This window comes from Aeribacillus sp. FSL K6-1121, from assembly GCF_038003725.1.
GTDB classification, from domain to species: domain Bacteria; phylum Bacillota; class Bacilli; order Bacillales; family Aeribacillaceae; genus Aeribacillus; species Aeribacillus composti.
Genome location: NZ_JBBOPS010000003.1, coordinates 26,109 through 39,357 on the forward strand (window position 1 = coordinate 26,109; position 13,249 = coordinate 39,357).

Consider the following 13,249-nt stretch of genomic DNA (forward strand, 5'->3'; position numbering starts at 1 on the left):
TATCTATTTTTTATTTTTCTTTTATATAAGGTAGACAAAGTAGACAAATATAAATAAATGCAGATATATCAAAGGATTTGACGTCTACCTTACCCGTCTACTTTGACATTTTTCAAGGTAGACAAGGTAGACATTTCCATTTTTTAGAAGGTAGACAAAATCAATAGAAGGTAGACAAAAAATCGATGAAAGTAGACATTTTGCTTTTCCTTTTTATGGCTTTTTAACCCTTCTATATCCCCCTTTAACTTTTCCATATGGTCCGTACCGGAAAGGATTTTTTTCCTTTTCCCACCCCTCTAATTTGTCTAAAATGTCATTTATGGCCATTGTGTCTGACCTTTTCATGTTTCGGATTTCACCCCCAAAACATTCCACCCATATTTCTGCAGCACAAACCCGATCCCGTTCAACGGTTTCGGTTTCAATTTTTCCGAATTCGGCAGACCAGTATAATTTTCTCGATCCAATATCCCGCTTTTGCCAGTCAACAGGCACACGGCGTTCAACGAATTCCCGAATCATTCCTTCTCTTGGATCTTGTTCAGCATGCCCTTCCTGTTGCCGTTTAGCTTCCTCTGCCAGTTCTCCCGTGAGAAACAGGGGCTCCCCAAGCCGCCAATACATCACGGCCTCTGCCCATAACTGATCCACTTCCCCATCTAAGTCTTTGAAAACACTTTTTGTAGGTTTTTGCAAACCCACATCAATCGGTAAAAAACGTCTTCCACCTGTTGGATCTTTTAAATAGTCACTTCGGTTGCTTGTTCCAAAAAAGACGCATCGTCTTGGATGTTTTTCAGCCTTTCTTGCGTATGCCGCTCGATAGTGGTCTTCTGTTCGGCTCAAAAACCCCTTGATCGTTTGAACATCCGTTTTATTATAGGCACTCATTTCCCCTACTTCGACAATCCAAACGCCTTGCAGCAATTCAGCTGCTTCTTTTCCGTCAAATGATTCAATACTGTTCGAAAACCAAGATTTCCCCATCTTTTGAATCAAAGTTGTTTTTCCGAGGCCTTGCGCCCCCGTTAAAACAGGCATGGTGTCGTATTTAATGCCCGGTTGCATGGCTCTGGCAACGGCAGCAACAAAAGATTTTCTTGTCACGGCTCGGACATATGGCGTGTCCTCAGCTCCAAGGTAATCAATAAACAATGTATCTAAACGTTTTACACCGTCCCATTTAAGGCTGTTCAAATACTCAACTACTGGGTTAAAACGGTTTTTGGCAGCAATCAATACCAAAGCATCATTGATCATGTCTTTTGAACGGAAGCCTAAAATTCTTTCGAGATAACTTCTTAATCCCGCATCATCGGCATCCGTCCACCGAAACTCACCTTTTTCTTGGTCTCTTGGCGGCCAAGGAAGAGGCGCTACCCCAATAATGGCTTCGGCAAATGAATCCATTTTGATCCTTCCTTTTAAGTTCGGATCTCCTTCAAGAGCTGTCAGAGCATTTTCAATTGTCTTCAAAGGTTGTCCGGTATTCGGGCTTATCTTTAACTTGGATATCCAATTTAAATCTTCTTTCGTCGCTGGAGTATTGCTAGGCTCCCCAAAATCCTCAACGGCTTTTTCATACCGTTCTTGGTTAATGATGGCTGCTACCCCAGCATCATTCAAAGCAAAAGCACACATTTCTGTAAAAGACGGCAAACGGTTCACCGGCGTATCTGGTTTGGCTTCATCGTCAAGATCACCAAACTTGTGCAAACGAACCAGGTCAAATGCATTGACCAGTCTCCCGCTGCACGGATCCGTTGCATGATGGGAGTATAGGAACAGCCCATCTTCATACACAACAGCACCGCCAACCGTAGAACCGGCAACAAAGGTGTACCTGTTCGCGTCAGTATCAACTGGCTCATAAACGCCAGGGAGAAACTTTTCTATTGCTTGATGTATGTTGTACTGCCGACAGAATGCCCCAACAACACCAGGCTTTTCTAACGGATTTCCCTGTTTGGCAACAAGCCTCACGTGCTTGGATTCGTCTCCTGGCACTTGTGGCCATTCATCAATGTTCCGCCAATCGTTATAAAGTGATAAAAGGCCGTCAGCGTCTAAAAAAGGCTTGTCGGCATATTGAAACACGTATTGACTATCGGCGCAGCATGACGGCCAATACATGAGCCTGTGAGCCTGAAACGTGGTAGGATCCATGAATGATATACCGATGATGGAAGCTAGTTTTCTCGCTAACGGTTCATATTCATCAGCTGTTGCTGTTCGGTTCAAAGGAACAATCACCCGCAAACGGGGTTTTGCTTCCTCATGTTTGCGGGTGCTGTAGACGGCATAGGCGCATCCAAGCCCTTCAATGCGCCGTAACACGTCAGCTGTACCACCGGCAGGGATGTTATCCATATCCAGCGTGATCAAGTCCCTGCCGATGACATGGTTTGCTTTTCGGCGGTTGCCCTCAAGCTTCCCTCCGACAAACCCGCCGACATCTTTGAGCTCATCTTGTTTAGACTTTGGCAGCTTTAAGTATTCAGCTAAAGTTTCAGTTCCTCTGACAGCTGTTCTGAGCCGATCAACCAACTCTGACCAGTACAACGTTTGCGCTGGCCAAAGGGTGGCCTTTCGGCTCCCAGCTGCAGATATGGTTATTTTTCTATCGTATTGCATGCAGATCACCTAGTTTCGAGAGTTTCGTTTTCCGTTCTTTACCCCCGTTTTTCATGAAATCTCTTTTTGAAGCTGAAAATAAACATATCTTCTCAAAATTTTCAGCTCGAATTCTGCGTCAAATAACTCTTTATTAATCCGGCTTTTCGCTTCTTCTAATTCGGTTAATTTAGCTTTCAACTTGTTGACCTCATTTTCCAACGTAATGACTTCTTTTTGAGCTTGCTCTTTACTAGACATGGCGGTTTCAAAGTATTCTTTTAGTTGCTCAGCGTACTGATCTTTGTTTTGAATTTCTTTATGCAGCTGTTCAATCTCTTTTTTAAGCTTTTCTATCTCTAGAACTTGTTGAGGTTTAACAATGTCATTTTGTTGCCGCAGCTCTTTTTTCAATGATGTTACTTCTTCTTGAAGTGCCTGTTTTTCTTTCAAAAGCTTTTCGTAAGCTTCCTTTGTCGGGCGGCTGTCTTCTTTTTCTTTAGGAGAACCCCATTTTTCTTTTTGTTTGTAGACCCATCCTTCGCTTTTTCCGAACATTTCTGCAATCTTTTTGTTGGACAACCCTTTCTCTCGCAGTTCGTTGTATTTTGCTTCTGTCAACTCTTTAACCTCAGTCATTTGTTTTTCATCCCTTTCTTTCAAAATGTCATCGATAGATTTGCCGTTCTTGTATGCTTCCAACTCCTCCGGAGTTAGCTTGTACTCTTTCAACTCCGGTTTCCATCCGTCTTGGTAGCCCCTTCTACCAAAACGGATTTCCCCCAATCGGTACGGTGTGATTTTCGCTCTAACCGCCATTCTCAAACTTCCCTTCTCATTTTCACAAAATAGACTTCCCCTTCGGCTACACCCATATAGTCACGCCGATAACAGTGATATTTTCCGTTTGGGTTTTTCCAAAGTTTTCGGTACCGTTTTACTTTTGTTATTGGGGCAACGTAATCGAAACCTCGTTTTTCTAGTTCGCGACATTGTTTCACTAGTTCTTGTTTGGACTTTCCGTACTTCGTAATGGTTTGTATCATGCCGTGCTCACCTTCGCAATCGGCAAATACACAACGGGTATATGTTGAAAATGAAGATAGTAGTTTGATAGATCATACAGTTCCAAGCGCCCCGGTGCATGTTGCGGGGTTCGGTATTCAACGATTAAACAATCGTTTTCGATGTTGATTTCATGCGGCAGTTTTTCGATTTTCTTTAGAAACTTGGTAAACAGTTTGTAATCAACAACAAGGGAAGTACTTTCAAGCTGTACCGGCAGCACTTTTGAAGGATTGTAAAGCCTTTCTAGTTTTTCTAATTCTCTTAGTTTTTCAATTTCTTGTTCGTTTAGACACCCTTTTTCTTTTCTGATTTCGGAAAGGGCTTTGATTTTTTGTTTAACATCCGCTTGGAACAGCTTCATTTCAGGCTTCAATTTTTCAAAACTGCCTTTTACGATTTTCACAACAAACACCGCCTTTCAATGGATTCGTATAGGCATGATCAGAATTGTGATGTTGTCTGCTACCAAAAAGATCGGTCTTAAGCGTCCTGTAAATAGAAGCGAAAATTCTTTGCATTTCGCTGCCTTGAGCAATTTCAATGCGTCCAGTAAAAACTGACCGTTTAAAATAAAGCTCTCTTTAAATTTTGCAGGAAGTTTATAAAAAGCCCGATCAAAGCCGTTGAATTGACACATCATTTCGTACTCTTTAAAACGTATAATCGGTGTTTCTCCTAAAGCTGTTGGAGCGCAAGTAACAACATCAACCGCTTGTAACATTTCTTTGGTTTCAAAAGTGAAAGATTCACTGTTTTCCGGAATCTGCACCAACCGGTCTGTGTTCGGGTAAGGGTTATCAATCTTTTTCCCGGCGGGTGTGTAGATGGAGTTGGGATTTTTATCGTGATCGATTCCGAAAACTTTATACAGCCGCCAGGAATCAGTCACAACAAGTGAGCCATCTTGGTGATGGAATATCCCTTTTAGAACAGGTCTGCTTTCGGAAGCTGTTTTCGTTACCTTGTCTGCATGTTTCATGAACGTTTCATATGTCAACATTTGCACATCAATCCTTTTTATAAAATTCTGAAATAAACCCTTCCGCCTTTAACGGAAGACCAGGCGCCCATTCAATCGGTTCGCTCATGATCGCTGCGATCTTATCAAGATCAGCTTTTTCTTTAGGTACTTCTAACACGACTTCGTCATGTATGTGCATAACCGTTTGATAACCAGCTTGTTGCAGCCGTTTAAGGCTCTCCGCCAAGCAATCACGTGAAATGGCTTGCACCACGTTTTCCACCAATTTTCCGCCATACGTTGAGACCCGTTCCCACTTTTTCGTTGTCTGATTCAAGCCGTAATAGTAAAGCGCTTCTTTTCCGAATTCGTTATCAGCAAGAAACGGTTTGGCGTAAAAAAGCTTTCGCCCGCTCGGAAGGGTAATTGTTAAAAAATCTAAACCGTTGATGATGTCGCTTTCTCTTGCGAGAATTAACCCTTTTACCCCTGCCGGCTGCCCCGTTCTCATGACGGACAATGCGGCGTTTTCCAAGCTGTACCATAAATCAACAATACGTTTGTTTGAGGATCGCCAACGTCTCACAATGTCCGGCAGCTCTTCTTCTGTCAGCCCCATGTCTAGTGCACCCATCTGGATCAGTGCACCCTTTCCTCCCTGGTAACCTAAGGCTAATTCAGCCACTTTTCCTTTTTGCCTTAGCTCATATTCGGGATTTCCTTTCTTGATTAATTCGATCGGAACACCAAACATTTGAGACGCAGAAGCTTCATAGATTTTGCCGTGAGTGTTGAAGACGTCTAATCTCCATTGCTCACCGGCTAGCCAGGCGATTACTCTCGCCTCGATTGCTGAAAAGTCAGATATGACAAACAGATGGCCTTCACTCGGAACAAACGCTGTTCGTATGAGTTGGGAAAGCGTATCAAATACGCTTCCGTATATCAGTTTCAGCGCGTCTATTTTTCGGGATTTGACCAACCCTCTAGCATGTGCAAGTGTTTCTAAGTAATTGCGAGGAAGGTTTTGTACTTGTACAAGCCGGCCAGCCCATCTACCGGTACGATTGGCGCCGTAAAACTGTAGCAGCCCTCTCACACGTCCGTCTTCACAAACCGCTTTTTGCATGGATCGGTACTTTTTCACGCTGGTTTTGGCCAACTCCTGACGTATTTCCAGCACTCTTTTAACATTGCCGGTTGTTTCCTTGATTAGTTTTGATACGGTTTCTTTTTTAAGGTTCTCCGCTTTCACGCCTTGTTTCTTGAGCCATCCCATCACTTGCTGTGCGCTGTTGGGATTTTCAAGCCCGGTGATAGCAGCAGCTTCTTTCGTTAGCTGGCTTCTAACTGTTTCATCCACATACAAAGCGCTATCAACCATATCTTGGTCAATTTTTACGCCATGGACATTAACCATCTGATCCAATTGCCATAATCGCTGTTCCTGCTCTGGCACGGGGAAATTGGACAATCGGCGCTCGATCTCTTTTTCTACCTCTACATCTTGCCGGCAGTATTCTTTGAAGAGTTCCCATTTCTCCGGCTCATGGTGTGGAAGTGTTCTTGTTCTCCCGCCGTTTTTCTTGTTTGGGGTAGTAGGCGTACAAAACAATTTAATAAGCGCTGACCCAATGGTCATTTTTTGTTTGTCTTGCGGCAAACCAAGCACTTTAGCTGTTACGCCTAACCCAGCAGTAAACCCGCAATAAAGACCGTGAATCATGGTGCAGCGCCATTGTTCAATTGGTGAATGAAAAAATTTGCTAAGACAGTACCATTCAAACGCTGCATTATAAGCATGCTTGATGACGTTCGGGTCACCAAGCGCTGTAATAATTTCATGTGGAATTTGCTCCCCTTGCGCCAGGTCAACTATTTGGGTTGCACCACCATTAACCGAATAAGCAAATAATAGTATTTCAAAGTCAGGGCTCTGAACATATTTGTAGAGCCCTGATTCTTGGATATCCACTGTAGAAAATGTCTCAATGTCGATGTTGAGCGTACGGATCATATGCCGTACACTCCGCCATTAATAGGCTGCCCCGTGATCGGGTCAAATTGTTGCGGTTGTTGTGGTTGTTGACCGTATGGTTGTTGCCCATAAGGCTGTTGTGGCTGCTGTCCATACGGTGTTTGAGGTTGATATGTTTGTTGTGGTTGTTGCATACCTGTTGGCATTTGCTCATCAACATTTGGCTGAACTGGAGTGCCGAAATCAGCTTCCGCAGCTGGTGCAGATGCTCCTAACGGCTCACCGTCTCTTGTTTTTTGGACATTCGTGCTGATATACACGCCAATTCCTTTTTTACCTGCGCTGTTGTAAGGTGCGAAATTGACCGCAATCCGCCCATACATACCGCTGTAAATCTCAGTTGGATCAAGAATCGGATTCAAGTTAATATCGACAATTTTAGGCGGCTGATCTGCCTTAGATGTTGCTGTAAATACCCAGTGTCCTTTGCATTCCTCGCCGAACGGCATACCATCAGATGGGCGTACACCGTCACCATCATGGATGGGGATAGCTAGAACAGGAGGTATAACCCCGTTCCATTTTTCTTTTTTGCCAATCTCTTTTGCCGCTTCAATCGCTGCATCGATTGCCTGTTTTGTAGCGATATCAGATTTCGGAACAAGAATTGTGACACTGAATTTTTCTTCTCCACCGAATTGGCTTGCACGAGGTTTTAATAAATTCACGTATGAAAAACGTACTTCACCAGTTACAACACGAGTTGGATTTTGATTTGCCATGTTTACATCTCTCCTTTAAAGTGATTATTTTTTATGATCGACGACTACTTTTGCACCTGCAATTATGGTATTCCCAGAAAACCTATTAATCTCGTAAACAAACTCCGCTTTAGACGTAACGTACCCTTTTTCATAAAGGTATTGGTAGATTGCGTCTTCAAGATCTTCCAGATCTAACTCAACCGTTGTAACTTCCTTCATTCGCTCACACCTCCTTTTGCATGTTTAAGCTTTTCTTTGTAAGGAATCTTTGAATAACAAACAATGCAAAGAATCTCGTTGCCAAAAGCAATCTTGTAAACACTGTGTGTTATATCTCTTTCACATCTTGAACATTTCATTGAAAATCACTCGCCGTATCAGGTGCAGCAGTGATAGCCTGACGCTTGTCCGATATCGGAGCAAGTGTAGGTTTTCCAGGCGATTTTTCCACAAAACCTGCTTCCTCTACTAAGCTGCGAAACTCTTTTTTACCCAGCTGTTTTTCAAGCTTGGAAACGGTTAAAGGCACTCGTTCATAAAGCATCGCTTCATCAATACCGTTTTGTTTCAAATGTTCAAATGCTTTGTCAATGTCGGTGAATGAGCGTGCACTTCGACCTTCAACCGCTTTCCATCCTGGAATCTCGTTCCCTTTCAAGCATTCAGCAAGGGCATATTCTTTCAGGTCTTTCACCCAGGCTTCAATATGCAACGCTTTTTCCAAGATAGCGCCGACTTCATCGTTGCTGATGAGAGGCGGTTTCATTTGCTTGAAGTCTTCGAGCGCTGTATACTGTTCAGCCCTTGCCCGGCATTGCGCTTTTGCCCGGCAGAACTTGCAATGTTCGCCAGGAACAAACTCCCCTTCGCCGTTGAAAGCTTTTTGGGCAATTGGTTTGATTTCTTCACCCCAAGCAAGCAGATCATCGATTGAAAGCGACCATTCCGAAATGCTGTCCAGTCTCGGCTGTACAATGGCCAAATGAACCCGCTTGATCGGATACAGCAAACTGTATTCCAGGTATGCGCCTAATGCGTACAGTTTCATTTGCGGGTTGTTTTCAGCTGATACCGGTACGCCTTTCCCATATTTGAAGTCGGTGACGTAAAGGTCTTCCCCGTGAATGATGATGCAGTCACAAGTTCCGAAACCTTCTGGTGCATATGCGCTGTAATCTACCCTCTTTTCAACTGCCACATATGGCTTGGACGAAAAGCTGAGTGTAATAGATTGCAAGTATTCAAGATATGTGTCTGTATGTTTCAACATTTCATCTTGGAACAATTCACGTTTTTTGAATTTGTTGAGTTTGGCAGAGAAAGAACGTTGACTCATCGGTTCGATGAAGTATTTTCGTAGCTTCAACTCGGCAATTTCATGTGCCAACGTTCCTTCTTTGGCGTATTCACTTGTTGTGTCCGGAAACTGTTCTTCAAGCCTTACAGATGGTGTGCAAACGAGCCAACGATGAGCGCCGCTGGCTGAAAGAAGCGCGTGTTCTCGTTCAGCATGACTCATATTTTTGCACCCATTTCACGCAGTTTTGTTGCGAAAGCACCGTATTGCTCTTTTGGTAGCGCTGTAAGGGCTTGTACACCGAATGAAGCGAGCAGTTGAACCAATTCTTCACGTCTGCCGGCATCAACAAGTTGTGTTGCTGCTACTGCCAGTTGATCCAGTGCGTAGCTTGGCGCTGATGTCGGCACTGCTTGCGGTTCTTGAACTTGTTGTGCTGGTTGTTGCGCCGGCTGTTCAACCGGTTGTGCTTGCTGTTGTTGTGTTGGTGCAGCTGTAGGCACTGCGCTAGGAACGGCTTGTGCGTTTTGAGTTTGTACCGGTTGTTCTTGTGTCGATTGAATAGGTTCACTCTCATGAGCAACGGCTGTAGCTGAGCCAGGATTTTTACCAATTGCATGAGCAAGTGTTTGTATAGCATTCACTAAATCAGGCGCTTTGATTTCAACAGTAATATTCATTGTTTTTATTCCCCCTCTTTTTGTGATAAAATAACGGTAGGATTGTTTTTCTTAGCTTGTCTCACTCTGCCAAAGTGAGACTTTTTTCGTGCTGTGCTGAGCATAATATCAAGTCCAAGATCCCTCATCATCTGAGCAATCTCAACGAGTTGATCGTGATCCTTTTTCCGTTTGATGAGCTCGTCTAGATCGCTTTTGCAACGTTGGTATTCCTTTACCCAGCGATCAGCTTCCTCGAGGTTGTCTCGTTTTAATTCCATCCGAGCTCGTTCTAGGCAGGAGTAACAGCATTCGTAAAGTTGCGCGGCTAGCTTCATGTCTCCAGGAAGGACATTCATTGTGTGATCACCTCCTTTCAATCTTTCGGTATTTGCCTAACGCTACTTGTGTATCTGTGAACCAGCGTCAACATATCCCCATTTCTTTTTGAAACCAACCAGTTGTTTGGGTTCAGATGATACTTGAGCATTGTCATTTTCTCCTTCCTGGTTGGCCGTTTGCCATTTTTCAAGTGATCGCCTCCCCCAACATAAATTTTTCGATTTCCTCAAACTCCACATGACTGATCAGGAACGGTCTTGCAATATCAACAAGCTTGTCCCAGATTTCTTTGTTAAATTGAGTATTTAATTCATAGGCGTCAATAAGCTTAACGATTGACTCATATACCCATTTGTTGTTTTTTAACTGCATAATTACCATTTTTTCTTTGCTTATATAATCAAGAATTAAAATGTAAGCATAGTTACCGGCATATCTTTTTTGCCGGTTGCCGTAACCTCTAAATGTATCTGAATCGGTTTGATATGCGAACATATAAGATCTTTTCATTTTTTTGGTTCACCTCATATATCTCTTGCTTCCGAAACCGTACGATACAGCTGCATCACAAACGGATTTTGTTTTTCGAAATTCTCATTTCGCAACATCGGAATGTTGTATGCTCTCTCCAGGTCAGACATTAAATTCGCTAGACGAGCATCTTTAATGCTTTGTGGTGTTTTAGAAGATAAAATGTTTTTAAAACGCTTCGTAAACATCAGCATTTCCCCAGCGGTCATTATCGATCATCTCCTTAAAATTCATATTTCGTATCTTCCCAATCGCACTCTTGGCATGCTGCTTCCCAAATGTATCCTGTCCCCTCAACGACTTCTACAACTTCCCAACGAACGTTTTCAGAACCACAACGTGGACAATCCAATGTGTTCACCTCCTTTTAATTGAATATTCTTGAAAAATTTTTATCCAAAAACTCTGCCATTTTTGTCGCATGAAAACTCCAATTCTCACCTTGTGATTGAGGATAGTAAACAGGCCCGCCATTTTTGGAATCTAGCATTTTTCTGAAACGAGGTTCATATAAAATATTTTCTAAAATCCACGGTCTACTTTTGTTAATCCGTTTTTCTAAATCTTTCATTGACCAATAAACACCTGTTAAGCGTTCTTGTTGCAACTCTTTAAGTTCTATTTTTTTAATAAGAACATATTCTTCTGGTATTGGGACTGAAATAGTTACGTTAAGTTGCTGATTCAATAATATTTCACCCCCCATTTTTAACTTAAAGTTAAATCATGCCGATGTAGGAACACGGATATTGTCGATATCAACTTTATATAAATAAGCTAAAGCATAAATTACTAATTCTTTAGGTTTTACTTCGCCATTTTCCCATTTCGCTACAGTTTGTCGTTTAACACCTAATTTATCAGCAACATCTTGTTGCGTCATACCTGCGTTAACTCGCAAAGCCTTTAACGACAATTCCATTTGACTTGCCATTTTCAGCACCTCCTTCATCTAACTTCAATTATCATTCTATTTAACTTAAAGTTAAATGTCAATACCTTTCGACAATTTTTTTATCTTAAAGTTAAAAATAAATGTTTACTTTTTTAACTTTTTGTTTATAATATTAACTAGAAGGAGGTGAAAAAATGAAAAGTGCTAGAGAAATTCTTAGTGAAAATTTACAAAAGTTAATAAAAGAAAGAGGAATAGATCAACGAGCATTGGCTGCTTATTTAAATGTTAGTGACGCCACTGTCTCTTATTGGATAAATGGAGATAAATATCCTCGTATAGATAAAATACAAAAGATAGCTGATTTTTTTAATGTACCTAAATCGAGGTTAACAGAAGAACAACCTAATAATTTAGTTAACATTGCTCCACCAACGATCCCTATTCCGATATTGGGAAAAATTGCTTGCGGAGAACCAATATTAGCGAATGAAAATATTGAAAATTATATTTTTAAATCAAGAGAGAGCCTCCCTAGCGGAGAAGTATTCGGACTTATTGCTAAAGGGGATAGTATGGAACCAACTATTCCAAATGGCGCCATAGTTCTTATTCGTGCTCAACCAGATGTAGAAAACGGAGAAATAGCAGCAGTTCTTGTGAATAACGATGAAGAGGCAACTTTAAAAAGAATAAAAAAAGAAGGGGACACTGTCTGGTTAATTCCGGATAATCCAAAATACCCATTTATAAAAGTAAGCAAAGAACATCCTGCAAGAATAATTGGAAAAGCTATTAGTTATGAAATGAAACTTTAATTTCAAAACGTTTTGAAATTAAAAAGACCAGGCTTATTTGTCTGGTCTTTTTAAAAGGAGTGATAACACTTGGCAAGTTTTACAAATCGAGGAACAAAACAAAAACCATCATGGCAGTACACTATTAGTAGGTATGTAAATGGCAAATATAAACCAATTCGTAAAGGTGGTTTTAAGACAAAAAAAGAAGCACAACTCGCTGCTGCAGAAGTGGAAGCGCAATTGAAAAAAGGAAAATATGTAGAAAATACAAAAATTTCATTTGCAGAGTACTTTAATAAATGGTTTAGCCTTTATAAGATAGACCTTAAAACTCCTACGGTGAAGCATTATAAAAGCACGTTGAAATATATTGAAGAATTTTTCGGAGATAAATCTATCCAAGATATTATTCGTTCTGAATATCAAGCATTTTTAAATCAGTATGGTCAAAAATACTCAAAAGAAACCATGTTGAAAACGCATGGTCATATTAAATCATGCTTGGAAAGTGCTATTGAGGATGGAATTATCCAATATAATTTTGCGAATAAAGCAAAGGTAACGGGATTGGCCGGTAAAGATAAAGATATGAAATATTTAAATTTTAAGGAAAGCGAATTACTTTACCACGAACTATTCAATCGATTGGATCGTGGTTTAAGCTATTATGCCATTTTATTATTACTTGTGTCTGGTATGCGCTTCGAAGAATTGGTGGGTTTAACTCGTGATGATTTTGATTTTAATAATAACACTATTCGGATTAATAAAACATGGGGGTATAAAAAAGATATGCCCAGAGGTTTTGGGGAAACGAAAAATGAACAATCAAAACGTATCATTTCTATTGATCCGAAAGTTATGAATGAATTTAAAAAATTATTTTTTAAAACGCCAAATAATATTCACAAGCTTGTATTTTTTAGCACTACGTCTAAATATCATGTCATTACAAATACCGCAGTTAATAAAGTATTAAAAAGAATTTTGGATGATCTGGGCATTGAAAAGAAAATTACCCCTCATGAATTGCGCCATACACATGCGAGTGCGCTGATTTATAAAAAAGCAACGATACCATATATTTGTGAACGGCTAGGTCATTCTTCACCGGATATAACATATAAACGCTATTTACATGTCATGAAAGAATTGCGAATTGAAGAAGAAGCAATAGCAGTTAATATGTATCAAAATGGATGAGTAGTGTGTAGTGTATGTGTAGTAAACATTTAAAAATGGTTTTAAATCGTTTAAAAAAGACAAAAAGAAAAACCTTGATAAATGCAGTCATATCAAGGTTTCTATAAATTTTGTTTTAACTTGTTTTAAGTATGA

At 40.9% G+C, this 13,249-nt stretch carries 19 protein-coding genes; 2 read left to right on the forward strand and 17 right to left on the reverse strand.

What is annotated here, in order from left to right; all coding sequences use genetic code 11:
• Positions 1–213: 213 nt before the first annotated feature.
• The 17 genes from NSQ61_RS20075 to NSQ61_RS20150 all read right to left on the reverse strand — a co-directional run bounded on the left by NSQ61_RS20075 (position 214) and on the right by NSQ61_RS20150 (position 11,150).
• Positions 214–2,637, reverse strand: a complete 2,424-nt coding sequence (locus tag NSQ61_RS20075) for a virulence-associated E family protein (RefSeq protein WP_340808341.1) — start codon at positions 2,635–2,637, stop codon at positions 214–216.
• Positions 2,638–2,688: 51 nt separating this feature from the next.
• Positions 2,689–3,435, reverse strand: a complete 747-nt coding sequence (locus NSQ61_RS20080; RefSeq protein WP_340808343.1) for a hypothetical protein — start codon at positions 3,433–3,435, stop codon at positions 2,689–2,691.
• Between the two features lie 2 nt (positions 3,436–3,437).
• Positions 3,438–3,662 carry a hypothetical protein gene (locus NSQ61_RS20085; protein WP_340808345.1) on the reverse strand — a complete coding sequence of 75 codons (225 nt, stop codon included), beginning with the start codon at positions 3,660–3,662 and terminating at the stop codon, positions 3,438–3,440.
• Entirely contained in the window at positions 3,659–4,087 is a 429-nt protein-coding gene (locus tag NSQ61_RS20090; RefSeq protein WP_340808346.1) for a hypothetical protein, read from the reverse strand. The genes NSQ61_RS20085 and NSQ61_RS20090 overlap by 4 nt, the downstream gene beginning before the upstream one ends.
• Positions 4,088–4,102: 15 nt before the next feature.
• Positions 4,103–4,684, reverse strand: a complete 582-nt coding sequence (locus NSQ61_RS20095; RefSeq protein ID WP_340808348.1) for a hypothetical protein — start codon at positions 4,682–4,684, stop codon at positions 4,103–4,105.
• A 7-nt stretch (positions 4,685–4,691) separates the two neighbouring features.
• Entirely contained in the window at positions 4,692–6,659 is a 1,968-nt protein-coding gene (locus NSQ61_RS20100; protein ID WP_340808383.1) for a DNA polymerase, read from the reverse strand.
• The gene (locus NSQ61_RS20105; protein WP_340808350.1) at positions 6,659–7,405 is read right to left on the reverse strand and encodes a DUF2815 family protein; all 747 of its coding nucleotides are present in this window, start codon (positions 7,403–7,405) and stop codon (positions 6,659–6,661) included. Before NSQ61_RS20105 ends, NSQ61_RS20100 begins: the two co-directional genes overlap by 1 nt.
• Positions 7,406–7,429: 24 nt before the next feature.
• Positions 7,430–7,606 (reverse strand): hypothetical protein, encoded by a 177-nt coding sequence (locus NSQ61_RS20110; protein ID WP_340808352.1) that lies wholly within the window; start codon positions 7,604–7,606, stop codon positions 7,430–7,432.
• A 136-nt stretch (positions 7,607–7,742) separates the two neighbouring features.
• A complete protein-coding gene (locus NSQ61_RS20115) occupies positions 7,743–8,906 on the reverse strand; it encodes a DUF2800 domain-containing protein (RefSeq protein ID WP_340808354.1) in 1,164 nt (387 codons plus the stop codon).
• The gene (locus NSQ61_RS20120; RefSeq protein ID WP_340808356.1) at positions 8,903–9,364 is read right to left on the reverse strand and encodes a hypothetical protein; all 462 of its coding nucleotides are present in this window, start codon (positions 9,362–9,364) and stop codon (positions 8,903–8,905) included. The genes NSQ61_RS20115 and NSQ61_RS20120 overlap by 4 nt, the downstream gene beginning before the upstream one ends.
• 5 nt (positions 9,365–9,369) lie before the next feature.
• Positions 9,370–9,702 carry a hypothetical protein gene (locus tag NSQ61_RS20125; RefSeq protein WP_340808358.1) on the reverse strand — a complete coding sequence of 111 codons (333 nt, stop codon included), beginning with the start codon at positions 9,700–9,702 and terminating at the stop codon, positions 9,370–9,372.
• Between the two features lie 17 nt (positions 9,703–9,719).
• Entirely contained in the window at positions 9,720–9,875 is a 156-nt protein-coding gene (locus tag NSQ61_RS20435; RefSeq protein WP_445659473.1) for a DUF6906 family protein, read from the reverse strand.
• Positions 9,872–10,195, reverse strand: a complete 324-nt coding sequence (locus tag NSQ61_RS20130; RefSeq protein ID WP_340808359.1) for a hypothetical protein — start codon at positions 10,193–10,195, stop codon at positions 9,872–9,874. Before NSQ61_RS20130 ends, NSQ61_RS20435 begins: the two co-directional genes overlap by 4 nt.
• A 14-nt stretch (positions 10,196–10,209) precedes the next feature.
• Complete coding sequence (locus tag NSQ61_RS20135) at positions 10,210–10,425, reverse strand: hypothetical protein (protein ID WP_340808361.1); 216 nt, start codon at positions 10,423–10,425, stop codon at positions 10,210–10,212.
• 14 nt (positions 10,426–10,439) lie between these two features.
• Complete coding sequence (locus tag NSQ61_RS20140) at positions 10,440–10,568, reverse strand: hypothetical protein (RefSeq protein ID WP_340808363.1); 129 nt, start codon at positions 10,566–10,568, stop codon at positions 10,440–10,442.
• Positions 10,569–10,583: 15 nt separating this feature from the next.
• The gene (locus NSQ61_RS20145) at positions 10,584–10,904 is read right to left on the reverse strand and encodes a DUF771 domain-containing protein (protein ID WP_340808365.1); all 321 of its coding nucleotides are present in this window, start codon (positions 10,902–10,904) and stop codon (positions 10,584–10,586) included.
• 36 nt (positions 10,905–10,940) lie between these two features.
• Positions 10,941–11,150, reverse strand: a complete 210-nt coding sequence (locus NSQ61_RS20150; RefSeq protein ID WP_340808368.1) for a helix-turn-helix transcriptional regulator — start codon at positions 11,148–11,150, stop codon at positions 10,941–10,943.
• Between the two features lie 155 nt (positions 11,151–11,305).
• On the opposite strand from NSQ61_RS20150, the gene NSQ61_RS20155 reads away from it, so the two are divergent.
• Positions 11,306–11,929 carry a LexA family protein gene (locus tag NSQ61_RS20155; RefSeq protein WP_340808370.1) on the forward strand — a complete coding sequence of 208 codons (624 nt, stop codon included), beginning with the start codon at positions 11,306–11,308 and terminating at the stop codon, positions 11,927–11,929.
• A 69-nt stretch (positions 11,930–11,998) separates the two neighbouring features.
• Positions 11,999–13,114 carry a site-specific integrase gene (locus NSQ61_RS20160; protein WP_340808374.1) on the forward strand — a complete coding sequence of 372 codons (1,116 nt, stop codon included), beginning with the start codon at positions 11,999–12,001 and terminating at the stop codon, positions 13,112–13,114.
• The last annotated feature ends 135 nt before the right edge of the window (positions 13,115–13,249 follow it).